The organism is Streptomyces sp. WAC 01529, from assembly GCF_003945545.1.
Classification (GTDB): Bacteria; Actinomycetota; Actinomycetes; order Streptomycetales; family Streptomycetaceae; genus Streptomyces; species Streptomyces anatolicus.
In genome coordinates, this window is record NZ_CP029617.1 from 719,132 (window position 1) to 745,660 (window position 26,529).

20 protein-coding genes and 1 pseudogene are annotated in these 26,529 nt (G+C 71.5%); 7 read left to right on the plus strand and 14 right to left on the minus strand.

What is annotated here, in order from left to right; genetic code table 11:
- Positions 1 to 135 precede the first annotated feature (135 nt).
- Positions 136 to 1,641 carry a SulP family inorganic anion transporter gene (locus tag DMA15_RS02920; protein ID WP_125511086.1) on the minus strand — a complete coding sequence of 502 codons (1,506 nt, stop codon included), beginning with the start codon at positions 1,639 to 1,641 and terminating at the stop codon, positions 136 to 138.
- Positions 1,642 to 2,053: 412 nt separating this feature from the next.
- Here DMA15_RS02920 and DMA15_RS02925 point away from each other — a divergent pair, with 412 nt between their 5' ends.
- From DMA15_RS02925 to DMA15_RS36975, 5 genes and pseudogenes are all read left to right on the plus strand, one after another.
- A complete protein-coding gene (locus DMA15_RS02925; RefSeq protein WP_125511087.1) occupies positions 2,054 to 2,695 on the plus strand; it encodes a carbonic anhydrase in 642 nt (213 codons plus the stop codon).
- A gap of 54 nt (positions 2,696 to 2,749) precedes the next feature.
- The gene (locus tag DMA15_RS02930; RefSeq protein ID WP_125511088.1) at positions 2,750 to 4,330 is read left to right on the plus strand and encodes a SulP family inorganic anion transporter; all 1,581 of its coding nucleotides are present in this window, start codon (positions 2,750 to 2,752) and stop codon (positions 4,328 to 4,330) included.
- Between the two features lie 63 nt (positions 4,331 to 4,393).
- A complete protein-coding gene (locus DMA15_RS36495; protein WP_164551674.1) occupies positions 4,394 to 4,561 on the plus strand; it encodes a hypothetical protein in 168 nt (55 codons plus the stop codon).
- A 95-nt stretch (positions 4,562 to 4,656) separates the two neighbouring features.
- A pseudogene (locus DMA15_RS02935) lies at positions 4,657 to 5,868 on the plus strand (hypothetical protein); the annotation flags it as partial.
- A complete protein-coding gene (locus DMA15_RS36975; protein ID WP_206302910.1) occupies positions 5,860 to 6,375 on the plus strand; it encodes a hypothetical protein in 516 nt (171 codons plus the stop codon). The pseudogene DMA15_RS02935 and the gene DMA15_RS36975, both read left to right, overlap by 9 nt.
- Here the strand turns inward: DMA15_RS36975 and DMA15_RS02940 are convergent.
- Together DMA15_RS02940 and DMA15_RS36980 are read right to left on the minus strand one after the other, a co-directional pair.
- The gene (locus DMA15_RS02940) at positions 6,369 to 7,502 is read right to left on the minus strand and encodes a hypothetical protein (protein WP_125511089.1); all 1,134 of its coding nucleotides are present in this window, start codon (positions 7,500 to 7,502) and stop codon (positions 6,369 to 6,371) included. The genes DMA15_RS36975 and DMA15_RS02940 overlap by 7 nt on opposite strands.
- A 10-nt stretch (positions 7,503 to 7,512) precedes the next feature.
- On the minus strand, positions 7,513 to 10,158 hold the full coding sequence (locus tag DMA15_RS36980) for a type II secretion system protein GspG (RefSeq protein ID WP_206302641.1): 2,646 nt from the start codon (positions 10,156 to 10,158) through the stop codon (positions 7,513 to 7,515).
- 477 nt (positions 10,159 to 10,635) lie between these two features.
- Here DMA15_RS36980 and DMA15_RS02950 point away from each other — a divergent pair, with 477 nt between their 5' ends.
- The gene (locus DMA15_RS02950) at positions 10,636 to 11,961 is read left to right on the plus strand and encodes a phytase (protein ID WP_240659663.1); all 1,326 of its coding nucleotides are present in this window, start codon (positions 10,636 to 10,638) and stop codon (positions 11,959 to 11,961) included.
- Here DMA15_RS02950 and DMA15_RS02955 read toward each other — a convergent pair.
- From DMA15_RS02955 to DMA15_RS03005, 11 genes are all read right to left on the minus strand, one after another.
- Entirely contained in the window at positions 11,955 to 12,278 is a 324-nt protein-coding gene (locus tag DMA15_RS02955; protein WP_125511091.1) for a hypothetical protein, read from the minus strand. The two genes, DMA15_RS02950 and DMA15_RS02955, sit on opposite strands and share 7 nt — an antisense overlap.
- Positions 12,279 to 12,318: 40 nt before the next feature.
- Positions 12,319 to 13,881, minus strand: a complete 1,563-nt coding sequence (locus DMA15_RS02960) for an FAD-dependent oxidoreductase (RefSeq protein WP_125511092.1) — start codon at positions 13,879 to 13,881, stop codon at positions 12,319 to 12,321.
- Between the two features lie 11 nt (positions 13,882 to 13,892).
- Positions 13,893 to 14,807: a diiron oxygenase gene (locus tag DMA15_RS02965; protein WP_125511093.1), complete on the minus strand. Its 915-nt coding sequence runs from the start codon at positions 14,805 to 14,807 to the stop codon at positions 13,893 to 13,895.
- 146 nt (positions 14,808 to 14,953) lie between these two features.
- Positions 14,954 to 16,165 carry an MFS transporter gene (locus DMA15_RS02970; RefSeq protein ID WP_164551675.1) on the minus strand — a complete coding sequence of 404 codons (1,212 nt, stop codon included), beginning with the start codon at positions 16,163 to 16,165 and terminating at the stop codon, positions 14,954 to 14,956.
- The gene (locus DMA15_RS02975; RefSeq protein WP_125511094.1) at positions 16,143 to 16,703 is read right to left on the minus strand and encodes a GNAT family N-acetyltransferase; all 561 of its coding nucleotides are present in this window, start codon (positions 16,701 to 16,703) and stop codon (positions 16,143 to 16,145) included. The genes DMA15_RS02970 and DMA15_RS02975 overlap by 23 nt, the downstream gene beginning before the upstream one ends.
- A 25-nt stretch (positions 16,704 to 16,728) precedes the next feature.
- Positions 16,729 to 17,907 carry a type III PLP-dependent enzyme gene (locus tag DMA15_RS02980; RefSeq protein ID WP_125517236.1) on the minus strand — a complete coding sequence of 393 codons (1,179 nt, stop codon included), beginning with the start codon at positions 17,905 to 17,907 and terminating at the stop codon, positions 16,729 to 16,731.
- Between the two features lie 8 nt (positions 17,908 to 17,915).
- Entirely contained in the window at positions 17,916 to 19,247 is a 1,332-nt protein-coding gene (locus DMA15_RS02985) for a DUF6271 family protein (RefSeq protein ID WP_125511095.1), read from the minus strand.
- Entirely contained in the window at positions 19,229 to 20,278 is a 1,050-nt protein-coding gene (locus tag DMA15_RS02990) for a phytanoyl-CoA dioxygenase family protein (RefSeq protein ID WP_125511096.1), read from the minus strand. The genes DMA15_RS02985 and DMA15_RS02990 overlap by 19 nt, the downstream gene beginning before the upstream one ends.
- Before the next feature lie 345 nt (positions 20,279 to 20,623).
- Positions 20,624 to 21,433, minus strand: a complete 810-nt coding sequence (locus DMA15_RS02995; RefSeq protein ID WP_125511097.1) for an SDR family oxidoreductase — start codon at positions 21,431 to 21,433, stop codon at positions 20,624 to 20,626.
- Positions 21,434 to 21,584: 151 nt separating this feature from the next.
- Entirely contained in the window at positions 21,585 to 23,063 is a 1,479-nt protein-coding gene (locus DMA15_RS03000; protein WP_125511098.1) for an FG-GAP-like repeat-containing protein, read from the minus strand.
- A 118-nt stretch (positions 23,064 to 23,181) separates the two neighbouring features.
- Positions 23,182 to 24,087: a glycoside hydrolase family 16 protein gene (locus DMA15_RS03005; protein ID WP_125511099.1), complete on the minus strand. Its 906-nt coding sequence runs from the start codon at positions 24,085 to 24,087 to the stop codon at positions 23,182 to 23,184.
- A gap of 265 nt (positions 24,088 to 24,352) precedes the next feature.
- Between DMA15_RS03005 and DMA15_RS36985 the strand changes: the two genes are divergently transcribed.
- Positions 24,353 to 26,518 (plus strand): choice-of-anchor A family protein, encoded by a 2,166-nt coding sequence (locus tag DMA15_RS36985; protein WP_206302643.1) that lies wholly within the window; start codon positions 24,353 to 24,355, stop codon positions 26,516 to 26,518.
- Positions 26,519 to 26,529 lie beyond the last annotated feature (11 nt).

The window sequence follows — 26,529 nt, forward strand, 5'->3', positions numbered from 1 at the left end:
TTCCCACCCTCCGCTCCGGGGGCGGCTCCCACCACTTGGGGGTGGCGGGGCCGCGCACGGCCGGCTAGTGCGGCCGCCCGTGCGGGGGTCCGTCGGGTGCCCGGGCGCGCGGGGGTGAAACGACGAGAGGGCAGGTCAGTCGCTGCCGGTCAGTTCGCCGCTGAGCTTGTCGTGGAGGTGGGCGCTCGGCTGGTTCAGGCCGATGATCTCGACGGTCTTGCCACGCTGCTCGTACTTGGTCCGAATCGCGTCGAGAGCGGCGACGGACGAGGCGTCCCAGATGTGGGCGGCGGTGAGGTCGATGACGACCCTGGCGCGGTCGGTGGTGTAGTCGAACTGGCCTACGAGGTCGTTGGAGGAGGCGAAGAACAGCTCGCCGGTGACGGAGTAGACCACACTGTCGCCGTCGGGGGCGGTGAGCGAGGTGACATGGACGAGGTGGGCGACGCGCCTGGCGAAGATCACCATCGCGGTGAGGGAGCCGACGACCACGCCGACGGCGAGGTTGTGGGTGGCGACCACGCACACGACCGTGACCGCCATGACCGTGATCTCACCGGCGGGCATCCGCTTCAGCGTGGCCGGGGCGACGGAGTGCCAGTCGAAGGTCGCGAAGCAGACCATGATCATGACGGCGACCAGGGCGGCCATGGGGATGTCGGAGACGACGGGGCCGAAGGCGATGCAGAGCACCAGCAGGAACGTACCGGCCAGGAAGGTGGAGAGGCGGGTGCGGGCGCCCGACACCTTTACGTTGATCATCGTCTGACCGATCACGGCACAGCCGCCCATGCCGCCGAGGAAGCCGGTGACGATGTTGGCGATGCCCTGGCCGATCGACTCGCGGGTCTTGGAGGAGTGCGTGTCGGTGAGCTCGTCGACCAGCTTGGCGGTCATCAGGGACTCCATCAGGCCGACCAGCGCCATGGCGAGCGCGTAGGGGGCGATGGTCGTCAGCGTGTCCATGGTGAACGGCACATCGGGCACCCCCGGCACCGGCAGGGAGGACGGCAGCTCGCCCCGGTCGCCCACGGTCGGCACGGCGATCCCGGCGCCGACCGTGAGGGCGGTGAGGATCACGATGGAGACGAGGGGCGCCGGGACCGCCTTGGTGACCTTCGGCAGGAACACCATGAGCGCGAGGCCGCCGATGATCAGCGGGTAGACGGCCCAGGGCACGTCGTGCATCTCGGGGACCTGCGCCATGAAGACCAGGATGGCCAGCGCGTTGACGAAGCCGACCATCACGCTGCGCGGCACGAACCGCATCAGCCTGGCGACGCCGAGCGCGCCGAGGGCGATCTGGAAGACGCCGGCCAGGATGACGCAGGCGATCAGGTGACCGAGGCCGTGTTCGCGGTTGAGCGGGGCGATGACCAGGGCGACGGCGCCGGTCGCGGCGGAGATCATGGCGCGGCGCCCGCCGACGACCGAGAGGGTCACGGCCATGGTGAAGGACGCGAAGAGACCGATCGCCGGATCGACTCCGGCGATGATCGAGAACGAGATCGCCTCGGGGATCAGCGCGAGGGCGACGACGAGACCCGCCAGGATTTCGGTGCGCCACACCTTCGGGTCGGACAGCCAGTCGGGGCGAAGACCCCGCAGCCGGTCGGCCGGGGAGAGTGGGGAGGAGGACAAAAGCGCGGGAACCTGTCGTGCTCGGGCACACCCGGCGTCGTGAAGGGGTATGCGGGGGGCCTGAACGGCAGCCTTACTCTACCCATCCCTCGCCCACCGGGCCCGAAGGGCCATGTGAACGGAATCGCCCCGCGTGCTCCACATGATCTACACGTGAAGCTCTGCCCAATAGTTAAGGTCTGCACCAACTCGCAGGTCAGCGACGGTTATTACTCATTCTTTGGCAAGAATTTGCTCTGTCATCAGAGGTTAATGCGATGGCAAAGTGGGAGACACAGCAGCCGTCAAGGCTGTGCCCGGGGCCACGTGGACCCCGCTGTCCCAGCGGGCACCCGCGGCGCCCCACCGTCACCATCGACCCGACCACACCGCGTCCCGGCACACGCCGGAGAGACGCAGGAGGCAGGCCACCATGAAGTCCCTGATCGACAACGCCCGCTCATTCGCCGCGACGCACGTCGCGGACCCCCGGAACACCGCGGCCTTCGAGGCCCTCGGGGCAGGGCAGTCCCCCGAAGCACTCTTCGTCACGTGCTCCGACTCGCGCGTCGTCCCGACCCTCATCACCGGAGCGCGCCCCGGCGAACTCTTCGAACTCCGTACGGCGGGCAACGTCGTCCCGCCCTACCCCTCCGCCGGACACCCGGACAGCCCGGGCCACCCCATGAGCGAGGCGGCCACCATCGAGTACGCGGTCCGTGTGCTCGGCGTCCGCGACATCGTCGTCTGCGGACACTCGCACTGCGGCGCGGTCGGCGCCCTGGTGCGCGGCGAAGACCTGTCGGCGGTCCCGGCCGTCCGCGACTGGCTGGAGCACTCCGTCGCCCCCGACGCCGCCCTGCGCACCCTCACCCCGGCCACTGAGGACGTGGCGGAGGCCGTACAGACGCATGTGCTCGCCCAGTTGGAGAGGCTGCGCGCATACCCCTGCGTCCGTGAGCGGATAGCCGACGGCTCGCTCACCCTCCACGCCTGGTACTACGAGGTGCACACCGGCGTCGTCTCCGCCCACCGTCCGTCGTCCGACGGCCGCGCGGCGTTCGGTCCGCTGTGAGGACCGCAGCGCCCCTCCGCCCGGCCCGCTCCCACGACAGGACCCCCCACCCTCATGTCCTCTTTCCTCTCCCCCTACCGCGCGCTGCGTGAGCCCGGCGTCCTGCGCCAGGACATCCTCGCCTCGCTCGTCGTCTTCCTCGTGGCCGTGCCGCTGTGCGTCGGCGTGGCCGTGGCATCCGGCGTCCCCGCCGAACTGGGCCTGGTCACCGGCATCGTCGGCGGCCTCGTCGTCGGCTTCCTGCCGGGCAGCGCCATCCAGGTGAGCGGGCCCGCCGCCGGCCTGACCGTGCTCGTCTTCGAGGCGGTGCGGGAGTTCGGGCTCGCCATGCTCGGCGCGATCGTGCTGCTCACCGGCGTGCTCCAGATCACCCTCGGCCTGCTGCGCTGCGGCCGGTGGTTCCGCGCGATCTCCGTCTCCGTCGTCCAGGGCATGCTGGCGGGCATCGGACTCGTGCTGATCCTCGGTCAGCTCTACACCATGGCCGAGGTGGAGCAGCCCCGCTCCGGGGTCGACAAGCTCGCCGGACTGCCCGGGCTCTTCGCCGACATCGCGAGCGACACCACCTCACTGACCGCCGCCGCCGTCGGCTTCGGCACCATCGCCGTCCTCGTCCTCTGGCCGAAGCTGCCCGCGGCGGCGCGCGTGGTGCCCGCCCCGCTCGCTGCGGTCGCGCTGGCCACCGCCGCCGTCGCCGGGCTGAGCCTGGACGTGGCGAAGGTGACGGTGCGCGGCCTCGTCGGCGCCATCCAGCCGCCGGGCCTCGGGGACCTGGCGGAGCTCGGCAGTGTCGCCGTGCTCGGCACCGTCCTCGCGTTCACCCTGATCGCCTCCGCCGAGTCGCTCTTCAGCGCGGCGGCCGTGGACCGCATGCACGACGGGCCGCGCACCCACTACGACAAGGAACTCGTCGCCCAGGGCGTCGGCAACACGGTGTGCGGCGTGCTCGGCGCGCTGCCGATGACCGCGGTCATCGTCCGCAGCTCCGCCAACGTCCAGGCCGGGGCCCGCACCCCGCTCTCGCGCATCCTGCACGGCGCGTGGCTGCTGCTGTTCGCCGTGCTGCTGCCCGCCGCGCTCGGCATCATCCCGCTGGCGGCACTCGCCGGCGTCCTGGTGCACGCGGGCTGCAAGCTGATCCCCGTCAAGGAGATCGTCCCGCTCGCCCGCGCCCATCGGGGCGAGGCGTTCGTCCTGGCCGCCACGGCGATCGCCATCCTGGTGACCAACATGTTCGAGGGCGTGGTGCTCGGCCTGGTGCTCGCGGTGGTCAAGTCCGCCTGGGACACCTCCCATGTCCACGTGGACGTACGGGAACTGCCCGGCGGCCGCCAGATCGTGACCCTCACCGGCAACGCCACCTTCCTGCGGCTCCCCCGCATCCTGGAGACGCTGGAGGCCCTGCCCAAGGACCGGCCCATAGAGCTGGACCTGACCGTGGTGCGCCACCTGGACCACGCCTGCCGTACGACGCTGGAGAACTGGGCGCTGCGGCACAACGACAGCGGCACGGAAGCGGTCCGGATGAGGACACTGCCGGTTGCCGTCACCACCGCCGCTGGGCCGGCCGGCTCCCCCAAGGAGCCCGGATACGCCGAGGAGCCCGAGCCCGCCGAGGCGCGGGCCCGCGGCTGACCCCGGCCGGTCAACGGCACCACCCCGAGCACCACTTCACCCAACCCCCCCAGGAGGTTCGCGATGGAACAGCTCATCAAGCGCATGACGGAAGAGTCCGTCTGGCAGAAGTGGGTCGCCGCCAACTCGGCTCCCGGCGGCGCCGCGCAGGCAGCGAAGAACGGCTGCATCAGCGCGGCGCCGAAGAGCGGATGCATCAGCGCCACCGGCAAGACCGGCTGCATCTCCTGAGCGAGTGAGCCCGCGGGGCCGCCGCCACGGCCGTTCACGCCGCGGCGGCGGCCCCGCCCCTTTTCCGCCGCCCCCGAGTCCGCACCGGAGCCCCCTTGAACCCCGTGCCGAGCGCCGACGTCCTGGACCGGATCCGGGACATCCCCCTCTACCGCGCCTCCGTCGAGCGCGGCGACTTCCCGATCCTCGAGAAGCCGGAGATCGCCCGGGACTTCCCCGACAATTGGATGACCCCCGAGCTGTCCCGCGCCCTGGAGACGGGCGAGGCCGAGTTCGTGCTGTCCACCGGGACCAACCACGCCCGGATGCAGCTGATCCGGCCGCCGTACTTCCTGCTCCGCTCCTACTACCGCCTGTGGAGCGAGCACCCCGACCTCGACGCCCTGTGGCACTCCGGTGCCCGGCGGATCTCGCTGACCACCGTCCTCGCCACCGAGCACGTCGCCCGCGTCAACTCCCGCAAGCCGGGCGCCACCCCGGGCGAGCGCTGGCTCGACGACCGGACGCTGTACCTCAACCGCCGCCTGGATCCGGCCGACTGGGATCGTACGGAGGTCGAGCGGATGCTCTCGGAGATCCGCGAGGTCAGCGCCGCGCACCCCGAGGGCTCCTACCTCCTGGACTGCTCCGGCTACCACCTGGCGCATCTGGTCCGCAAGGTCACCGAGTGGGGCCTCTGGGACGGCTTCCCCCGGCCCGCCGGCATCATCCACGCCTATGAGTACACGCCGCTGAACGTCCGGGCGTATCTGCGCGCCCACTTCGACTGCCCGGTGATCGACCTCTTCGGCAGTACGGAACTGGGCTACCTCTTCTACAGCGACGCGGACGGCGCCTACCGCCCCTACCTGCACGGGATGAGCGTGGAGCTGATCCCGGTGGAGCCCGGCAGCGGCATCCACAGCCTCATCGTCACCAGCGTCCGCAACCCGTACATGCCCCTGGTGCGCTACCGCTCGGGTGACTGCGTCCGCACCCGCGACGGCAGTGCCGACCCGGAGCGGATCGTCTCCTTCTGCGGCCGCGAGAAGGAACTCCTCGCGACGCCCGGCGGGCCCGTGGCCCAGGCCGACCTCGACGCCCGTATCGCCGCCGCCGGCCCCCGCGTCTTCCTGCACCAACTGCATCTGACCGGTGAGGGCCGGTGCCGCCTGTGGTACACGACGTTCGACGGCGAGCCGCTCACCGCCGACGAGGAGGCCGAACTGGCCGCGTCCGTCGGCGCGCTGACGGGCCGCGCATGCCGCGTGGAGCACCGCACCCACGTGCCGATAGGCCGGTCCGGCAAGTACGCGTGGCTGGCCACGCCGGACGCCGCGGCCCCCACCGCCGAGGCGCTGCTCGGCGAGGCCCTGCACGAGGAGGTGGTGCGGCACTTCGCCGAGAAGCCCGGCGCACCGGAAGCCGCCCACGTCAGACACCAGGTCCGTGAGTGCCTCCGCTACCTCTATCTGGTCTCCCGCCACCCCGACCGCCTCGGCGGCCTCTTCCTCCCCGTCGAGCAGGACATCGACGAGATCTGGCACTACCTCATCCTCCAGACCCGCGAGTACCGCGAGCTGTGCGAGGAGCGCCTTCCCGGCGGCCACTTCATCCACCACCGGAGCCTCTCCTACGACGCCTACCAAGAGGACCCGGGCCGCGAGACGGCCGCCGAGGAGGCGCTGCGGTGGATCCCCCTCTACACCGCGGCGTTCGGCCCCTTCGACGAGGACGCCCTGCCGCACTGGACGGTCGTACGGTTCCTCCACGAGGAACTGGGGTTGTCGCTGGCGGAGATCGCGGCCCTTGAGGGCGGCTCCGCGGCTCAGTGACTGCCGACGAGGCCTCGGCCGAGGCCGTCGGCCAGCAGCGGGCGCAGGGCCGCCTGGGCCCGCTCGAAGTAGCCGGGGACCTTCGCCGCGCTCTCGGCGTAGCGGACCGCGTTCGCCAGCTGGGCTGCCTCCGCCGCGACGGCCTCCGCGGTGCCTGCCGCGGCCGCCGCACCGGAGCCCTCCGCGACTCCCGCCGCGAGCGGCACCGCCGTGGGCCAGGCCAGCACCACGAGTGTGACGAGTAGGGCCGCGCCGAGGCCGATGGCGAGCCACTTCTTCAGCTCCCTGCTGTCGGCGGTGTTGTCGTCCCAGTACTGCTGCATCGCGGGCAGCAGCACGAGCTGGTGCTGGTTCTCCAGTTCGCGCAGCCGCCGGGCGACCCTTCGGAGCACTTCGACGGGGACGCCCTGCGGCAGGGCCGTGGTGTGGATCTCGTACAGCACCAGGCCGTCCTTGCCGATGCCGTCGGGGCGGAACGTCGGCTTGTAACAGATCCACTCGTACTTGACGTTGCCGCGCGCACGCGGGAGCGGGACGAGCGGGTAGTACAGCTCGTTCCAGGACGGCCGCCATGTCGAGCGGCGGATCTCGATCCGCGTCGGGGCCCCGATGCTCACCCGCCCGGCGCGCTGGAGGGCGAGCATTTCTTTGAGGGCCGGATCGATGACGAAGCGCGTGAGGACGTCCGTCTTGTGCTGGAGGTCTTCGATCTCGGTCCTCTTGGCCTGGCCGACCGTGGTCACCTCGACCAGTTCGAGGACCATGGTCGTCCCCTCGGCCCGGACGCCGAGCATGTCCGAACGCAGCTGACGGCCCGGCGTCTGTGTCCTGATGTTCTTCTTCAGGGCATCGCGGCCGAATTCGTTGCGGTACTCCGCGATGATCCATTTGGCGAGGATCTCCGTCGCACCGCGAAAGCGGTTGGCGTCCAGGAGGGTGAGCTGGCTGATCACGTCGGAGTCCGGGTAGCGCTGCCTGAAGTACTTGGTGAAGCACTCGGCCACGTAGAGCTCCGCGGTGAGCGACTCGATGTCCTGGCGCACACGGTCACGGTTTCCCTCGCCGTCATTCCCGACCGGCCGAGTCGGCAACGCGCAGTAGTGGTCCAGGAAGGGGATGTCGGCCATGGGGACCCCGCTATCCGTTCTCGGTGAAGTCGGAGCCGACCTCGATGTCGAGACCGCTGCACGGGGTGTACTCGAACCAGGTGCCGACGAGATTTCCCTCCGCGTCGGTGGAGATGTCCGTCGCTTCTTCCGTGCCGCCCGCCGATGCGTCCGCGCCATGGCTGACGACGACGAAGGGCGCGGTGCGGCCGGGGTTCTGGTACTGGTACGGCCGTCCCCAGGGGTCGGTGAGGACGAGGTTCGGGCGGGTGTCGAGCAGCACCCGCAGCCCCTGCCGGGTGGTGGGGTAGTACTCGGGTTCGATCGGCGCGCCGCGCCACGCCGGGTCGTGCTGTTGTTTGGCCTTCTCCGCGTACTTCTCCAGGGCCGTGACGATGGCTTCGATCTCGCGCCAGGCCCGCTGCTGGTTCACCGTGAGGAGCGGGCGGGCCCGGGCGGCGATGTCGGGGTTGGCGGGCGGGATGCCCGGATAGTTCGTGCGCGCGTACGCCTGGATCTCGTCGGCGATGGACATGTACGGCGGGTCCTGGGGGTCCGGTGAGCCGTCGCCGTCGATGCGGCCCGTGGACATCAGCCGGGAGAAGGCCCGCTCGAAGCCGGGGCGGATGGGCAGGACCACGCGCGCGGCGCCCGCCCGCAGGAACTCGCGGCGCAGCGGGTCGGGGTGCCACAGCAGCCGCTTGGTCTCGGCCAGCTTCTCCGAGCCCCAGAAGTAGGGGTAGAAGACGTAGAGGACGTTCTCCCATTCGGCGGCCTGGTGCAGGAACTTCACGAACTCGCCGAACTTCCGGATCTTCAGCCACGTCTCGGCGCTGACGGGAAGCGTCGACGGATCGATGTCGTCGGTCCAGGTCGGGGTTCCGCCGGTGCCCAGGTGGGCGAGGACGGCGTCGACGTGGTCGGGCGCGGTGTCGAAGTCGCTGCCGAAGAGCCACTGCAGGGACCGCTTCATCAGCTCCTCGCGCTCGGCGCGGCGCAGTGTGAGGGTGTCGTCCCGGTTCAGCTCCGCGAGGAGCTGCTCGCGGCGGTCCCGCACCCGCTGCTGGAGGGTGTAGTACTGCTGCTCGGCGGCCTCGCGCAGCTTCTGCCAGGTGGCGACCTGCCAGGCCAGATACGCGGCGTCCGAGAGCCGCAGCGTCGTGGCGAGCCGGAAGCCGGCCCAGCTGATGTTGCGGTGGGTGTACTGGATGGAGAGGTGGCCGGTCTTGCCGTTCAGGTGCAGGAGCTGGGACTGGTAGCGGCCCTTCAGCTCGGCGCCGACGGGGGTCGCCGTCACCTCAAGGGCCTCGTCGCCGATCACGTCGAAGCGGGCCAGCTCGGCGGGCCGCCAGCCGTAGTAGTTGACCTCGAAGAGGATCGGCACGAGTTCATAGCCCTCGGGCAGGTCGATCTGCCAGGACTGGTACCGGGTGACCGTCGCCTCGTCCTCACCGATGATGGCGGGGAACTCGTAGGTGTAGTCCGGGGGGCTCAGATACTCCTCCGGGGGTGCGGTCACCAACGCGCCGTAACGGGCCGCGAGGGTCATCCAGTTCTCCCGGTTGATCTGGTCGATGCCGAAGGCGAACTCGTACGGCGTGGCGAGGGTCCTGTCGATCTCGGCGAGTTCCATCAGCTGGCGCCGCAGCGCGCCGCCCGGGTCGGGTACGACCAGGTCGTACGTCATGCGCAGGCCGTAACGCATGAGGTCCACGCGCCACTTGCGCATGATGCGGTAGTAGTCGATGCGCATCACTCGCGGGGTGGGGTTGGTGATCACGCGCGCGGCCTCGTCCTCCTCACCGCGGCGGGTCTCGGTGCGGAAGGAGACCTTGTGCTCCTTGCGCGAGCGCGATGAGGCCTTGGAGGTGATCTCCGTGGCGTGCTTGGTGCTGGCCTGGCGCGACTCGTGGTCGGAGGTCGCGACGCCGTAGTTGAGGGTGCTGGTGACCGACACCGTGCCGTAGCTGCCGCTGGCCGTGACCCCGAAGTTGAGGTTGGTGTCGCGTGTGGACTCGTTGGTGGTCGACATGGCCACGTCCGTCTTCTCGGCCACGCCCTTCTCGGCGTACGTCTCCAGTTCGTCCGTGACGATCCGGGAGAGTTCCTCGCTCTGCGTCGACCATTCCTTGTGGCTCACGCGGGCGGTCTCGCCGGGGGCCATGGGGAGGGTCGAGACGAGTTCGCCGCGCTCCAGGCCGACCGGCTGCATCTCGATCCGTTCCAGATGCAGCCAGCCGACGGGCTGGATGCGGGCCTCCTCGACGAAGCGGTCGACGAGCAGGTCGACGTCGGTCGCGCCCGGCACACCGCCGTCCGGGGTGCGCACCGCGGCGACCACGCGTCCGATGGCGGCCAGGTCGCCGGGGCCGACGTGCGCGTAGAGCCGCGCGGTGCTCGCGGCTGCCGCCGGACCGCTCTCGGCGAGGGACGGCGCGATGGTCTCGAACACCGGGTACAGGTCGGCGTGTTCGTCCCGCAGCCGCTCCCCCAGGGCCTCGGCCTCGGTTCGGCTCAGCCCCAGGGACCGCATGAAGTTCAGCTTCGCGAAGACGGACATCGACGAGCCGGTCCCGGAGGCGATGCCGGGCTCGGGCTCGGCGGGCACGGCCGCCGGGACGGGTTGGGTGTAGGTCGCCTTGAGGATCGCCCGGGTCGAGTTGGTCAGTCCGGTCATGTGCGTCGTCCCCTCCGGCCGGTGCGGCTCGGCCGCTCCACGGGCGCGGCTGGGCCGCGACGGACCAACACGCTAGCAGCGAGGACGTGTTGCCTTCGTCACACTCAGGAGTGAAGCCGGGCAGAACGGCCGGGGGTGGCGACGGCCCCCGGAAACGTACGCTAGGGTTGATCTTGTGCTCGTCGCCGAAGTTCCGGTGACAGGCCTGGCGTTGGTGGTCCAAGGAAAGGCGCCCCACTTCCTGTGGGGAGATGCAGGTGCAAGGCCTGCCCAGCGCTCGCGAAAGGCCCCGGTCTCCGTCATGGAGACCGGGGCCTTCTTGTCGTGGCCCCCCGGTGTGGTTCAACTGGCCTGCCGTCACTGTTTGTTCATGCCCCGCATCGGTCGATGACGTGTTACCTGGCGGTAAGTCTTCACCCGGAGATCACACACTCTCCCCGTCCCCGCCCCCGGCCTTCCGACATGAAGGAGCCTTACGTGGTCACGTCCCGCAATGCCCGGTCGACGACGCTCGCCCTCGCCACGGCGGCCGCGGCGCTCGCCGCGGCCGCCCTTCCCCTCCCGGCGCTCGCCGCCCCCGCCGGCCCGCGCGCGTCGCTGCCCGCCGTCGCCCCCCACGCCGAGACCCCCGCGCTCCACGACGACGAGGCGGGCGGCGACGCCGACGCGGACGACCCGGCGATCTGGCGCAACGCCGCGAACCCGGACCGCAGCCTGGTGATCGCCACCGCCAAACAAGGCGGTCTGCGCGTCTACGACCTGGACGCCCGCGAGGTGCAGTCCGTGCCCGCCCCCGCCGCACCGGGCCCGGACCACGCGCCCGGCCGCTTCAACAACGTCGACCTGGTGCACGGGCTGCGCCTCTCCTCCGGCCGCGCAGACCTCGCCGTGACCAGCGACAGGGGCGGCGACCGCCTCCGCTTCCACCGCATCGACCGCGACCGCCCGGGCGGCCCGCTCACCGATGTCACGGACCCCGCCGCCCCGCCCGTGTTCTCCTCCTCCCAGGAGGAGATCGACGAACAGCGCACCGCGTACGGGCTCGCCACCTGGACGGACAAGTCCACGGGCCGCTCCTACGCCCTGGTCAGCCGCCGGGAGCGGACCAGTGTCGCGCTGCTGGAGATCACGCCCGGCACCGGCGGCAAGGTCGGCTACCGCAAGCTCCGCACCCTCGACCTGCCCGCGAAGTTCCGCCTCCCCAACGGCACTTCGTGGACCCCGTGCGGTGAGCCCGGCGAACTCCCCCAGGTGGAGGGAATGGTGGTCGACCCGGCGAACGGCACGCTGTACGCGGGTCAGGAGGACGTCGGCATCTGGCGGATGCGCGCCGACCTGACCGGGAAGCCGGAACTCGTCGACAAGGTGCGCGAGTTCGGCGTCCCCGGCACCTATGACGAAGAGACCGAGGAGTGCGTCGCCGGCGCCGACCCCGGATACGGCGGCAGCCGCCTCAGCGCCGATGTCGAAGGGCTGACGCTGCTCACCGAGCCGGACGGCGACGGCCACCTCCTGGCGTCCAGCCAGGGGGACAACACCTTCGCCGCCTACGACCGCGAGCTGTCCGACGCCAACGAGTACGAGGGCGGCTTCCGCGTCACCGCGGCCTCCTCGGAGCTGGACGGCTCGGAGGAGTGCGACGGTGCCGCCGCGCTCGCCGCGCCGCTCGGCCGCACGTACCCGAACGGACTGCTCGTCGTCCAGGACGGCCACGACTCCCCCGGCGACGGCGACCGCCCCTCCACCAACTTCAAGTTCGTGGACCTCGGTGACGTCAGGGACGCCCTTGAGGAGGGTCAGTAGATGTTGACGAAGCCCCACCAGGTGCTGCCGGCCCGTTGGCAGTAACCCCGGGTCGCGGGCGTCGCGTTGATGTGTTGCAGGACTCCGGCGTCGCACCGCGACTCGGTCGAGTACGGCGACAGGCACCGGAAGCCCGCGCGTGGCCTCGGCGCACCGGGCGGACAGGACAGGACCACCGCGTCGGGGCCCGACACCCTCGTCGGCACGGACTGCCCCGGCACGGACTGCGCCGGGGCGGCCTGCGCCGGGACCGCCGCCGCGCCGAGGGCCAGCACGGCCCCCACCCCCACGCTCGTGAGCAACGTACGAACAGCCATGGTGTTTCCCCTCCAAGGACGACGGCCCGTTTCGACACCCCTACCGTGCGCCGCGGGCTTGCAGGAGACCTTGGGGAAACCTTGAATCGGCAGGTCGGCGGCGGCGACGGCGGGCCAGGCGGTGGAAGGCGCGGGTCGTGTGGCGCGGCGCGGGGAGGGTTCCGGCGATCGCGTCGGCGAGGAGGGTGGAGACCGTCTCGGCGGCGCAGGTGCGGTTGGTTCCGATGCCGCCGGTGGGCCCGCGTTTGATCCAGCCCACGACGTACGTTCCCGGCTGCCCGGTCACCCGGCCGGCTTCGTGCGGGACGGTGCCGCTGATCTCGTCGAAGGGCAGTCCCGGCACCGGCAGGCCGCGGTAGCCGATCGCGCGCAGCATCATGCCCGCCCCGAGGGTCCGCTCGCCCGCGTCCGAGGTGACGCGCACGGCTTCCATCCGGTTCTCGCCGAGGACTTCGGCGGGTCGGCAGTGGAAGCGCAGGACGATGCGCCGGCCGGGCGCGGGTGGCGCGGCCCACTCCATCGGCCGGCGCGTGACGTCGCGCAGGGCGGCCGCCTTGTCCCGCGGTGCCGCCTCGTCGAGGGCGCGGGTTATCCGCGGGTCGTGGTCGTCGACGACAAGCTCCACGCCGGGCATGTGGGTGAGGGCGAGCAGTTCGGAGGTGGTGTACGCGGCGTGTTCGGGTCCGCGCCGCGCGAGCAGGACCACCTCGCGGACCTTGCTGTCGCGCAGTGCCGCCAGGGCGTGGGCGGCGATGTCGGTGCGGGCCAGGGTGTCCGGGTCGGCGAGCAGGATGCGGGCCACGTCGAGGGCCACGTTGCCGCTGCCGACCACGACGACGCGCTCCGCCGACAGGTCGATGCCGTCCGGGGTCGCGTCCGGGTGGTCGTTGTACCAGGCGACGAACGCGCTCGCGGGGACGCTTCCGGGCAGGTCCTCGCCGGGGACGGAGAGGCGGCGGTCGGCGGAGGCCCCCACGGCGTAGATCACGGCGTGGTGGTGCGCGGCCAGCTCTTGCGCGGTGATGTCGGCGCCCACGTCGAGCCCCAGATGCATCCGCACCCGCGGGTGCGTGTGGAAGCGGGCGAAGGTGTCGCCGACCTTCTTGGTCGCGGGGTGGTCGGGCGCGACGCCGTGGCGCACGAGTCCGCCGGCCACCGGTAGCCGGTCGATGAGTGTCACTTCGGCGCTGGTGTGCAGCAGGAGGTCCCGGGCGGCGTACATACCGGCCGGGCCGGTGCCGACGACGGCGACCTTCAGCGGAGCGAAGTCCGCGGGCAGGACGCGGGGGAAGGCCGGCTCGCCCCAGGGGTGGAAGTTCGGCCCCTCGGGATCGGGCTCGGGTGCCTCGCTCTCCTCGAAGTACGCGGCGTTGATCGCGACGTACTGCTTCTGCGCCGCGGGCAGCCGGTCCACCGGGAAGACCGCGTCGACCGGGCAGGCGTCGGCGCAGGCGCCGCAGCCTATGCAGGTCCTGGGGTCGATGTGCAGCATCTCCGTGCTGCCGAACGCCCGTTCTTCCGGCGTGGGGTGGATGCAGTTGACCGGGCAGACGGCCACGCAGGTGGCGTCGGCGCAGCAGGTCTGGGTGATGGCGTAGGTCATGTCGGCCGGATTCAGACGAGGTGGGCACGCTTGTAGAAGACCAGCGCGGGCCTGGTGAGCAGGCCGCACGAGGCGAGGAACTCCATGAGGCCCGAACAGCTGGAGCGCATCATGGACTTGTGGTGTTCGTTGGCCTTCGCCTCGGCGAGGGCGCGCTCCGCGTCGAGTCCCGCGTGCGCGTAGACCTCGCGGTTCACCATGCTGGTGACGATGACGTACGACGCGACGGCGATCACGAGGGCGTTGATTTGGCGGCGCACCCGGCCCGCGCCCGCGAGGCGCTTGCGCGTCTGGTCGCGGGCGAACTTCATGTGCCGGGACTCCTCGACGACATGGATGTTGTTGATGGTGCGGACGAACGGCACGACCCGCTCGTCCCGCATCCAGTCGCGCTGCATGACGTCGAGCACCTCTTCGGCGACGAGGATCGCGGCGTACGCGGCCTCCCCGAAGGCGACCGTCTTGAAGACCCTGCCCAGTTCGACGGCGAACCGGTGCGGCCGGTAAGGGGGCGCGCCCAGCTTCTCGGCGCCGCGCGCGAACATGATCGAGTGGCGGCACTCCTCGGCGATCTCGGTGAGCGCCCACTGGACCTCGGCGCTGGTCGGGTCCTTCGCGTAGACGTCGCGCAGCACCATCTGCTGGAGGATCATCTCGAACCATATGCCGGTGCTCGCCACCGAAGCGGCTTCCTGCCGGGTCAGCTCCTTGCGCTGCTCCTCGGTCAGCTCCTGCCAGTACGCGGTGCCGTAGAGCGTGCTCCACTCCGGGCTGGCGCCGTGGAAGTCGCGGTCCAGCGGGGTCTCCCAGTCGACGTCGGTGGCCGGGTCGTACGCGAGGACGGCGGCCGAGTCGAGCAGCCGCCGGGCGATGTCGCCCTCCGGGGAATCGTGCGGTGCGCTCGGCCGAACAGTGCTGCCTGCCATGCTGCGGCTCCTTGACTCGGACGTCAGGGCGGGGGCCGCGACGCCCGCGCAACGGCACGACCCGACCCCCTTGTTAGACAGACCGTATAACAAGGGGGTCGGGTAGGCCTACCCTCAAGTAGCCTCAGATGCGGGGCCAACCGGCGTCAGGTGCGGGTCAGCTGCTCGGCGGCCGTCCACCTGATCCGCGTACCGCACGCGGAGACCACGAGCGCCGACGCGGCGACCGCGGCGAACCCCCACACGAGGCTGCTCGCGTGGGCGATGAACCCGATGAGCGGCGGCCCGGCCAGCAGCCCCGTCGTCCCCATGGCGGCGACGAGCGTGAGCGCGTCCGAGCCCTGTCCCGCCGCGGCCACGTAGACGCACGGGGTGACGGCCGCGATGCCGAGGCCCACACAGGCGAAGCCGAGCAGGGCGGGGACCAGGCCGCCGCTGAGCAGGGCGAGGAGCAGGCCCGCGCCCGCCAGCGCACTGCCGGCCACGACGACGCGGCCGTCGCCCCAGCGGCCGCGCCAGCCGTCGGCGAAGAGGCGGGCCACGACCATCATCCCGGAGACGACGGCGATGCCCAGGGGCGCCAACTCGGCGGAGGCGTCGGCGACATCCTCCAGGTAGAGCGCCGACCAGTCGTTCATCGCGCCCTCGGTCACGGTGCCGAACGCCATCGCGACGCACATCCACAGCGTCATCCGGGACGGCATGGCCCACTTCCCGGCGCGCTTCTCCTTCCCCTTCTCCCCCGCCCCCTCCTGGGTCTTCTCCCCTGCCTGCTCGGCGAGTTGATCCTCCGTCAGCAGTCCGGTACGCGCGTACGCCGCCAGGAGGAGCAGGAGCGCGGCGGCCGCGGTGAAGTGGACGGCGACCGCCGAGGTCACCGCGTTCATCCCGGAGGCGAGCAGCGCCGCGAGCAGGGAGCCGCCGCTGAACGTCGCGTGCAGCCGGGCCATGGCATTGCGCGCGAACCTGGTCTCGAGGGCGGCCCCTTGGGCGTTCATGGCGACGTTGAGGCAGCCCACGAGGACGCCGTCGACGCACATCACGAGGAGCGCGACGGGGTAGTTCGGCGCCGCGGCGAGGGCCGGGAGCAGCAGGGCCAGGCAGAGCGCCGAGAGGAGGGCGAGGCGCTGCGAGCCGAGGCGCCGCATCAGCGCCGCGACCACGGGGAACGACACGGCGGCGCCGACGCCCGCCGCCATCAGCAGCACGCCGACCTCCGCTGCGCTCAGCCCCAGGTCGCTCTTGAGGGCGGGGATGCGGGAGGCCCAGGTGGCGTACTGGAAGCCGAGCGAGCAGAACAGGGCCGCGATCGCCAGCTGCCCCCGATGGAAAGGATCACGTACGCGGAGCACCCGCATCAGCCCACTTCTCTGTTTCTGTGCGCGGTACCGGCCCGGCCGGCACCGCCCTGGACATATACACGGCGGTCGGGCCGTATCCGGCCGGGGGCGCGGCCCCTTGACCGGCGGTGAAGCCACGGGCCGACCAGAACGTCTCGCTGCCGCCGACGGCGACCAGGGAGATCTGCTCGTAGCCGTGCGAACGGGCCGTCATGGTCAGGTGGTTCAGCAGGAGTCGTGCGAGCCCCCGGTGCCGCAGTTCCTCCGCGACGACGATGTCGTGCAGATGCAGGTTGCGCGACGCGAGCGCGGGCGTCTCGTCGGTCCCGCGCAGCCGCGGGTAGGCGGACTCCGGGTAGGGCAGGGCCAGCAGATAGCCCGCGAGGCTTCCGTCCACGTCCAGCGCGAAGCAGGTGCCGGGCGACGCCCGCGCCTTGGACTCCAGCGCGGCCCGCCCCTCCGACAGGCCGAGGCGGTCGTAGGCGCGGTGTTCGAGGGCGTTGACGCCGTCCCAGTCGTCCGCGGTGATGCGGCGTATCCGTATCTCGTGGTTCACGCGCCCCGCCTCCGTATCTCGTGGCTCACGCGTCCCCGCCGTCTATCCAGGTGTACGGGAGCGGGCTGAAGCCGTTGAAGCCCCGTGTCATGTAGCTGGTCGCGTACGCGCCGCAGGACAGCACCCACACAGGGTCGCCGGAGGCCAGCGCCTTGGGCACCGGCACCAGGCCGTGTTCGTGCGAGAAGGCGTCGTCGCTGTCGCAGGTGGGGCCCGCCACCACGGCGGGCACCGACTCGGCCCCGCGGTGCGAGGGGAAGACGAGGCGGTACTGCACCTGGTCCATCTCGTAGAGGCCGTTGAACTTGCCGCAGCTCAGATAGAGCCAGTACTGACGCTCGCCGTCGGGGCCGCGCCGGGCGGCGAGCCGGGAGACGTGCGCGCGGATGGCGCCCTGGTCGGCGACGAGATAGCGGCCGGGCTCGATGACGAAGCCGAGCCGGTGGCCCCGGATCACCCGCAGGCGTGCCATGCCCTCGCGGATCACCGCGAAGATCTTGTCCATCGGGGGGTCGAGGGATCTGCCGCGCTGGTCGCGGTAGCCGAGGGCGGGCAGGCCGCCGCCGAGGTTGACGTGGTCGAGGGTGATGCCGCGCCGGGCGAGGGCGGCGAGGACGTCCGCGATGCGGTCGAAGGCGTCGCGCCAGGCGTCGGCCGTCATCTGCTGGGAGCCGACGTGCACGGACAGGCCCGCGGGGATAAGCCCCAGCTCGCGGGCTCTGTCCAGCACGGCGACGGCGTCGTCGGGCGTACATCCGTACTTGTGGCTGAGTCCCCAGAGCGCTCCCTCGCCGCTGGTCGCCAGACGGCAGAACACCCGGGCGCCCGGGGCGTGTTCGGCGAGGGCGGTGACGTCCTCCAGGCTGTCGGTCGCGAAGTCCCTGAGGCCGAGGCGGTACGCGTCGGCGATGTGGGCGTCGGACTTGACGGTGTTGCCGTAGTGCATCCTGGCGAGCGGCACCCCGGCGCGCAGCGCCTGCTCCACCTCGTGGGGGCTCGCCGCGTCGACGCCGCAGCCCCGCTCTGCCAGGCGGGCGAGGACCTCGTCGACCGGGCAGGCCTTCATGGCGAAGCGGACGGCGACGCCGGGCAGTTCGCGGCGCAGCGTCTCGTAGCGCTCCTCGATGCCGGGGAGGTCGAAGACGATCTGGTCCTCGGCGGCGTTCGCCAGGGCGTCGAACAGCGGTGCGGTCTCGTGCGTCATCGTGGCGCTCAAGTGGGCCGTCCCGCCTCGGCGGCCGCGGGCAGGTGCGGGCCGGACTCCTTGCCCGCCCGCACCAGGGGCTCCCAGGCCTCGGTGAGCAGCGCGAAGTCCTCGATGTCGCGGCGCGCCTCGTCCAGGAGGCGTTCGCGGCGGGTGGCGAGGAAGTCGGCGAAGCGCGCGTATCGGCCGCCGAGTCCGCGGTAGGCGGCGTCGACGCGGTCCAGGCGCCGGACGTTCTCGGTGCGGTCGAGCGTGGCGCTCCGCCGGGCGAGGGCGCTGATGACGGAGCCGCGGACCTGGCCGCTCTCGTCGAGGAGGGCGTCACCGGCCTCGGCCATCCGGTCGTAGACCTCGTTGAAGTAGAGCATCGAGAGGAAGAACTTGACGAAGCGCGTCTGGTACGCGGTGAAACCCGCGTCCGTTCTGCGTTCGGGGGTGTAGAAGTTGACGATGTGGCGGTTGTGCAGGACGCCGGGCAGGGCGGCGTCGTGGACCAGGTGGATGAGGAAGTAGTCGCTGCCGATGGTGTCGGTGGCGGGCGGCAGCGGTACGCGTTCGTGCACGCCGTGGAAGCTGATGTTGCACATGTCCACGCGCATCGGGTCGACCAGGGTCAGCGTCGCGTGGTCGCCCGTGAACGGCTCCGTGCCCGCTCCGCGGAAGGAGTCGTCGACGAGTTCCCGCTTCTGCGCGTCGGACCAGTGGCCGGGCGCCCAGAGGCTGACCACGTCGTAGTAGGCCTCGGGATCGAGGTCGCGTATCTCGCCGATGTCCACGGACAGCTCCCCCACGAAGGAGCCGGCGACCATCGCGACGCGCTTGTCGGCGTGCCGCTGGTCGAGGGCGGTCTCGACGGGTCCGTGCGCGGCGTCGGCCGCCCGCTTGCCGAGCGACGTCAGTTCGTGGTGGACGGGGAAGACCGGCTGTCCGTCGGCGAGTTGGTAGCGGCTGTCGGAGTCCCTGCGGTGGACGGACTCGCAGCCGAGCGCTGCGGCGATGAGGAAGGCGCGGTTGGTGCAGGCGCCGTAGGAGAGCTTGGCCGGGAGCATCAGCTCCAGCACCAGCTCGGGCTTGGCGACCTCGGCCCGGGCGATCACCCGGCGCAGGAAGTCGCGCTGCCGTGCCTCGTCGAGGTGGTGGGTGATCACGCCCGGGATCTCGCCGAGCGCGCGCACGGCCCCGGCATGGGCGGTGAAGGTGTCCGGGTCGGAGGAGTCGAGGATCAGCAGGCGCACCTCGACGTCGAAGTGCGCGGCGGCGTAGGCCGCTTCCCCGCCGATCGCCGCGATCGTCTCGGGGCAGGCCCGGTTGGTGGGGAGGGTCAGGCAGATGCGGCGCATGCGGCGTCGGCGTCCTCTCCGGTCCAGGACTTGAGGCCGAGGAGCTTCTCGCCGAGGTCGTTGAGCGTGGCGGTGCCGTAGCGGAGCGACTCGTGCTTGTCGGCGTCCCCGAGGAGCGTGGCGTTCCAGTCAGGGGTGGAGAGATGGCGCCAGGAGTCGACGCGGGAGCGGCGCAGCTCCTCGTGGGTCTCGAGGGCGGGCATCATCGACAGGTACTGGACGGCGCGCACGCCGTCCGCGGAGGTGTTGGGTGCCACGCCGTGCGCGAGCAGGCCGTTCCAGATCAGCAGGTCACCGGCTTGCAGTTCGGGCCGGATGACGGGCATGTCGTCCTGGTCGATCGCGGGGCGGATCGGGTCGCGGTCGTCCGGCTGGAGGGCCTTCCACCGGTCGAAGCGGCGGAACAGCTCGGGGCAGCACTGGAAGCCGCCGTGCTCGTGCCGGGTGTCGTCCAGGGCGATGATGCCCTGCACGCGCTGGGGCAGCACGCCGAGGGTGGTGTCGACGTCCCAGTGGAGGTTGATGTCGAACCCGCGCTCGGTGGGGGCGATCAGGGAACGGGAGCGGTTCTTGACGTTGGGCGGGTTGAGGTTGAGCCGGTCCAGGGTCACCCACAGCTCGTCGCAGTCCCATACGTCGGTGAAGGCGTCGTACACCCGCTGGGTCTGCCGGCTGTCCCATATGAGCTGGTGGTGGTAGGCCTCGACGAAGCCGTAGACGTGCAGTTCGCGGTCGAGGTCGGAGCGGAACTCCCGCTCCTCGTACCAGGTCTCGGGGCGGCCCCGGTCGAGCCCCTGGAACTCCCAGGCGAAGTCCAGCAGGTTCTTGGCCGACTCGGCGGGGATCGCCTGCTTCACGACGACGTAGCCGTACGTCTGCCAGAAGGCGAAGTCCTCCTCGGACAGCACCTTGAGCGGCTGCCTCTTGGTCAGGTCCCGCAGCTGTGTCTGTGCCAGGTAGGTCTCGCCGTCGGCGCTGAAGTACGGGACGGCGGAGGGGGCTCGATGGAGGTAGCGGTCGGACGCTGCCATGGGGGCTCCAGGGTTCGGTCTCTGCTGAAGGCGGGCGCGGCGGCGCCTGTCACCTCCGCCCCTAGTCGAACTTGCGTACCACCAAAATGGACTAGACCAACTCGCGCTGTCAACAATTGATTTGGGTGCCTTGTGGACCAAAAGGACGATATTCGCCCCCGGTTCATGTGCCCTTCACATCGGGATCCGTCGAAAATTCAACAGGCAACTGCCCCTGACGCGGGCGCAGTTGGTCCGGGCTGAGCGTGGTGCCGCCCATGACCGGTGGGCACGGCCCCCTGCTCGCCGTGCCCACCGGTCAAGATCCGCGTCGGACGCCGCGGGCCCCAGCCGCCCGCGCGTCGGCTAGCCGCGCGGCGTGATGCTGAAGTCGAACGCGACCGTTCCGGGGTCGATCGCCGTCACCCCGCCGTCCACGGTCAGCGCCGCCCCGTTGACGAACGACGCGGCGGGCGAGAGCAGCCACGTGATCGCCTCGGCCACCTCCTCCGGCCGTCCCGGCCGGCCGGTGGGGATCAGCCGCGACGCCTCCTCGTACGCCGCGTCGCTCCCGCCGCCCCCGAGCCCGGCCTCCTCGGCGAACCGCGTCATCCGCCGGTCGGCCATCTCGGTCCGCACCCAGCTGGGACAGACCGTGTTGGCACGCAGCCCGTCCTTGCCGTAGTCGACGGCGACGGAGCGGCACAGCTGGAGGAGCGCCGCCTTCGACGTCGCGTACGCCGCGTTCGCCACGCCGTTGCGCAGCGCCGCGACCGAGGCGACCGCGACGACCGAGCCACGCGCCGCCAGCAGATGGGGCAGCGCGGCCCGCAGAAGCAGGAAGGGGCCGGTGAGGTTGGTGCGCATCACCAACTCCCAGTCCTCGTCGGAGATGTCACCGACCGCGCCGCTGCGCCCGACCCCGGCGTTGAGCACGAGGCCGTCGATCCGCCCGTACGCCGCCACGGCCGCCTCGACCAGACCGCCGACGGCCGCCGGGTCACCCGCGTCGGCGGGGTGGGCCAGCGCGCCGGTCTCCTCGGCGACGCGGCGCAGCGGTTCGGGGCGGCGGCCCGAGACCACCACCTGGTGGCCGTCCGCCCGCAGTTGACGGGCGGTGGCGGCCCCGATACCGGTTCCGCCGCCCGTGACGATGACAACTCGGCTCTCTGTCATGCCTGTTCAGCCTCCGAACGCAGTCGTGAGCGCGGGGTGCGATCACCGTTCCATCTCACTGTGATGTCACCGTGATCATACGGAGACACCCGCTCACGACCGCGTCCGGAGGGTCTTTCAGGCCGCGCTCAGACGGCCCGGCAGACCCGGCTCACTCGTCGATCGCCGCGCCGAAGGCCGCCCCCGTGCCCGGCGCGCCCAGCGACGCCCCGCCGTAGGTCCAGGACCCCGACGCGGTGACGCCGCCCGTGCCGGCCGAGAGGACCCACACGGTCCCGTCCCCGGCGTTCTCACCCGGCGCTGCCGCCAGGAGACCGAAGCGGCCGTCGTTGTTCGGGTCGGAGAGCCGCACCTGGGCGCCCCACTTGTCGCCCTTCTCGGGCACGCCCGGGATGTCCGCGGAGTCCTGGTCGAACGACTTGGCGCCGGTCGCCGTCACGCCGTTCTCCGAGCCGCGCAGCACCCAGACCGCGCCCGCGTCGGCGACGGTGCCGATGTCCTCGCCGGGCGCGCCGATCGCCACGTCCGCGTAGCCGTCGCCGTTGGTGTCGGCGACGGACAGGTCGGCGCCCCAGCCGTCACCGCGCTCGGGGTTGCCGGGGACGCCCGCGGAGCCCTGCGTCCACCACTTGGCCTCCTCGCCGAGGCCGTCCGCGGTGCCGTAGCGCACACCGACCAGGCCGCCGGTCATGGTCTCGCCGCCGTCGTCCGGGGAGGCGGGCTCGCCGGTCACCAGGTCGTCGTAGCCGTCGTTGTTGATGTCGCCGGACGCGGCGGCGGGGCCGCCGCGCAGGTCGCCCTTGTACGTGAGCCCTTCGGCGCCGCCCGCGAAGTGCATGGACCAGCCGTGGCCCGGCTCCTCCGGGCCCACGGTCACGCCGGAGACGACGAGGTCCGCGTAGCCGTTGTCGTCGTAGTCGCCCGTGGTGAGGGACTTCGGCAGGATGTGGCGCTCCTCGGCGGCCGCGGAGAGCCGCTGGGTGTCCTGGCGGCGGAGCGGTGCCTGCCCGGGCTGCGGCGAGGCGTCGTACGCGAACAGCTCCAGGTCGTCGCGGTCCAGTACGGCGAGCACGTCGCCCGGCGTGTCGCCGGTGAGGTGCGCCGCGGCGAGGCCCACGCCGAACTGCTCGCCCTTGGTGGGTTCCTGGGTCTGCAGCCAGTCGCTCGCCGAGCCGGTGAGCCCGGACTTCGAGCCCCACAGGATCGCGACGCCACCGGCGTCCGCCTGGTCGTCGATGTCCTCGCCGGGGATGCCGACGACGGCGTCGTCGTAGCCGTCGCCGTCCAGGTCGCCCGTGGCGACGGCCTTGCCGAAGCCGTCGCCCGCCTCGGCGGCGCCCGCGACCCCGGACGTGGACTGGCTGAACCGGGCGGCGTTGCTGGTGCCGATGCCTCTGGTCGAGCCGTACTGGACCGTGACGAGTCCTGCTCCCTTGTGGCCGCTGACGGTGGCGCCCGGGGCGCCGACCAGCACGTCCTCGTATCCGTCGCCGTTGAAGTCGCTGTTGCGGTCGTCGGCGTGCGTACCCCCAGGGGTGCCGGCGTGGGCGGCGGGGGCGGTGGCGATACCGGCCCCGGTCAGCAGAAGGAACGATGCCGCGGCGAGGGCGGCCGAACGGTTCTTGCGCACGAGCGGCTCCTGTGAAGGAAGGTGGCCGGGCTGGCGCGGGGGGGGTGTCCGGAAAGGGCCCGTTCCTTGTCCGGCGCCCTGTTCGACACGGCATGGGTCACAAGGGTTGTACGGGAGTTCACTTCCAGCCGTACGCGTAGGCCGCGACCCATGTGATCTCCAGCCGCGCGCTGCTGCCGGGCGCCGCGCCGGGCCCCGCGAGCGCGCTCTCGTTCTGGAGCACCCAGGACAGGGGCCTGTCCGGCACGTTCCTCGTGTCGTGTCCTATCTCCCGGCCGTCCACGAAGAACCGCACGTGGCCGGGGGTCCACTCGGTCGACACGGTGTGCCATTCGGTCCAGTCGTCGGCGCCGTGGAACGAGCCCTGTTCGCCACCGCCGCAGGGGTGGTGGAAGGCGCTGAGCGACCCGGTCCACTCGCCCTCGGGATGGTCCATCTCGCAGCCGCCGCCGTAGTGCAGCCAGGCCGACTTGTAGCCGGGGGCCTGCTTGGTCACTTTGATGCGGGCGCTGTACTTGCCGTACTTCATCTGCATGACGGCACGCGGTACGACCGCCGCGGCGTGCACGGGCCCTCCGTCGGCGGGCCGCCACATCCGGACGCGCATCCGGCCGTCGCCGTTCTCCGCAGGGCCCACGCTGACGGTGTCCTCGGGGTGGTAGACACCGACGACATTCCGGCGCCGGTCGTTGGCCGTGTCGCGCCAACCCGTGGGGTACGCCCACCAGTTGTCGCGGTAGGAGCCCTTCAGCCCCGCGCAGTACGCGGCGGAGGTGTCGGCGTGGTGGTCGCAGTCGCTGAAGGAGCCGAGCGGCACCCGGTCGCCGTTGAAGTCCTCGGCCAGGACCTGCCAGAACGGCCCGCAGTCACCGCGCGGCAGTGAGGGGCCCGCGTCACGGCAGGCGTCGGCGGAGACCGGCGCGCCTCCCGCCCCCGGGATGGACAACAGGGCGGCGAGCAGCGTCACGCCGAGCGCACCGAACACGAGCGGTCTGCGCCGTCCCGCCGCCGCGTGTGATCCCATCGCGCTGCCTCCGCTCACGGACGCCCTCAGAGGGGGGCCATCCTGGCGGAGCGGGCACCGCCCCGCCATCCCTCGCGGCGAACCCGGTCGACGCCCTGGATGCTCTGGACGCTCTGGACGCCCTGGACGCGCCGGACGCACCCGGCGGTGCGGGCGACTCGTCCTTTGCGGTGTTCTTCGTATGGATGATCGGATCGGTTGAGCGGCACCGGGCCTCCCTCGTGCGAGCCTCCTCCACGTCTCTTTGACCCCATGAGGAGCTGACGTGCACGTGACCTCCCCCTCCCTCGTCCAGACCGGGATGAGGTATCTCTGCCTCCTCGGCCTGGTGGCCGGAAGCGGCCTGACGGCCGTGCCCGCCGCGCACGGCCAGCCGGGCCCGTCCCCGGACCGGACCACCGCGGCCGCCTCCGCCTCCGCCGCCGCCGCCGCCAAGCCTCTGCCCGGCGGGCTCGGACCGTGTGTGCCGGGCAACTGCCCGCCCGACGGCTATCCGCCGGTCCACAACGGCGCGATCCGGTGGCGTGACGCCGGCATCAACATGTACGTGGGCGAGAACTTCCTCGTCCGCGAGCGGGCCGCGGAGGCCGAGGGTCGCGTCGTCGTCCTCGGCGACTTCGACCAGGACAAGGCGGCGGGCGCCAGCAGCGTCTACAACGTCGGCGAGGCGGGCGTCGGCTCCCGGGTGGCGCCTCCGGTGGGCTCGGACTGGCTCACCACCGGAGGCGACGTGCGGGTCGGTGCCGGGGAGCGGCTGCTCGCCGAAGGCGGTGTCGTGCGCCATGCGGGTGAGACGTCCGGCAGGATCCTCGGCACCCTGCGCAAGGACCCCGACGCCGCCGATCCGTACGTCCCGCTGCGGGACGAGCTGACGGAGGCCAGCCAGTGCTACGCGCACCCCGGCGGCGGTACGCGCACGCCCACCGGCACGGTGGTGCACGCGGGCGGCGAGACGCTCTTCACCGGTGACGGCATCTCGGCGCTCCAGGTCTTCAACGTCGACTTCGATCTGATGAGCGGCAGCGGCGGCCAGGAGGGCATCCGCTTCGCGGCGATCCCGGACGGCGCCACGGTGCTGGTCAACGTGTTGGGCGCGGCCCGCACCATCAACACCTACAGCGGCACCATCGACGACAGCAGCCCGTTCAACCAGCTGCGCAACCGACTGCTGTGGAACTTCCCCGACGCCACATCCGTCACGTTCAAGGGCACCGGGCAGTTCCAGGGCAGTGTCCTGGTCGGGAACCAGCGGTCGATGACGACGGTCAGCGTGCCGGGCATGAACGGCCGCTTCTTCACCACCGGCTCGCTCACCCACACCAGTGCGGCGACGGGCGGCGGTGGCCAGGAGTTCCACAACTACCCCTTCGACGGGGACCTGCCCGACTGCGGCGACGACGTCACCACCGGCCAGGTCGAGGTCGTCAAGAAGGACGAGGACGACGGCGAGCGGCTGGCGGGCGCCGAGTTCGAGCTGTGGCAGGAGTCGAACGGCGTCGACGGGTTGCAGACCCGCGGCGACGACGCCGACACGAAGATCGGCGGCGTCTGCGTCACCGAGGCGCCCGGCGAGTGCGCACGCACGGTGCCGCTCGGCACCTACTACTGGCGCGAGACCAAGGCCCCCAGCGGCTATGAGCTGCCCTCGCCGAACGTGTTCGGGCCGCTGGAGCTGACCGAGGAGAACGCCTCCGGCGGCGTGTCGGTCACGGCCACGAACGAGAAGGAGGAGGACGTCGTCACCGAGGGCGGCGTCACGGTCGTGAAGAAGGACAAGAAGACGGGCAGGCCGCTGGCCGGCGCCGTCTTCCAGCTGTGGCGCGAGACCAACGGCACCCCTGGCCTCCAGCGGCGCGGGACGGACCCCGACACCGCGACGGGCGCGCCGTGCACGACGAACGCCGCGGGCCGGTGCGGGGCGGTCGTCCCGCTCGGGACGTACTACTGGGTCGAGACGAAGGCCCCGGACGGATACGTCCTTCCCGATCCGGCGGTCTTCGGCCCGCTGGTCCTCACCGAGGCGAGCGCGACCAACGGCGTCTCCGTCGAGGCGCTCAACACCGCGCGGGACGAGCCCACCACCACGGGCAGGCTCACGCTCGTCAAGAAGGACAAGAAGACCAACAAGGCGCTGGCCGGTGCCGTCTTCCAGCTGTGGCGCGAGACCAACGGCACCCCGGGCCTCCAGACGGCCGGTGCGCGCCGGGACACCCTCGTCGACCGGGGGTGCGCGACGGACGGCCGGGGCCGGTGCGAGTTCCAGGGGCTCGACCTCGGCTCGTACTACCTCAAGGAGACCGCCGTGCCCGACGGCTATGTGCTGCCCGGCAGGACGGTGAGCGGCCCCCACGAGGTCACCGAGGGCAACGCCGCCAAGGGCGTCACGGTGACGCTCACCAACGCGCGCGGCGGAGGCAAGAAGGACAAGTGAGGCGCGGCGGG

Bases quoted from the DNA above. Each gene is read 5' to 3' on its own strand.
- DMA15_RS02955 (WP_125511091.1), bottom strand. From the start codon at position 12,278: ATGGCTGTTCGTACGTTGCTCACGAGCGTGGGGGTGGGGGCCGTGCTG.
- DMA15_RS02930 (WP_125511088.1), top strand. From the start codon at position 2,750: ATGTCCTCTTTCCTCTCCCCCTACCGCGCGCTGCGTGAGCCCGGCGTC.
- DMA15_RS02970 (WP_164551675.1), bottom strand. From the start codon at position 16,165: ATGCGGGTGCTCCGCGTACGTGATCCTTTCCATCGGGGGCAGCTGGCG.
- DMA15_RS02990 (WP_125511096.1), bottom strand. From the start codon at position 20,278: ATGGCAGCGTCCGACCGCTACCTCCATCGAGCCCCCTCCGCCGTCCCG.
- DMA15_RS36980 (WP_206302641.1), bottom strand. From the start codon at position 10,158: ATGACCGGACTGACCAACTCGACCCGGGCGATCCTCAAGGCGACCTAC.
- DMA15_RS02985 (WP_125511095.1), bottom strand. From the start codon at position 19,247: ATGCGCCGCATCTGCCTGACCCTCCCCACCAACCGGGCCTGCCCCGAG.
- DMA15_RS02925 (WP_125511087.1), top strand. From the start codon at position 2,054: ATGAAGTCCCTGATCGACAACGCCCGCTCATTCGCCGCGACGCACGTC.
- DMA15_RS02940 (WP_125511089.1), bottom strand. From the start codon at position 7,502: ATGGCCGACATCCCCTTCCTGGACCACTACTGCGCGTTGCCGACTCGG.
- DMA15_RS02965 (WP_125511093.1), bottom strand. From the start codon at position 14,807: ATGGCAGGCAGCACTGTTCGGCCGAGCGCACCGCACGATTCCCCGGAG.
- DMA15_RS03005 (WP_125511099.1), bottom strand. From the start codon at position 24,087: ATGGGATCACACGCGGCGGCGGGACGGCGCAGACCGCTCGTGTTCGGT.
- DMA15_RS02995 (WP_125511097.1), bottom strand. From the start codon at position 21,433: ATGACAGAGAGCCGAGTTGTCATCGTCACGGGCGGCGGAACCGGTATC.
- DMA15_RS02960 (WP_125511092.1), bottom strand. From the start codon at position 13,881: ATGACCTACGCCATCACCCAGACCTGCTGCGCCGACGCCACCTGCGTG.
- DMA15_RS02980 (WP_125517236.1), bottom strand. From the start codon at position 17,907: ATGACGCACGAGACCGCACCGCTGTTCGACGCCCTGGCGAACGCCGCC.
- DMA15_RS36495 (WP_164551674.1), top strand. From the start codon at position 4,394: ATGGAACAGCTCATCAAGCGCATGACGGAAGAGTCCGTCTGGCAGAAG.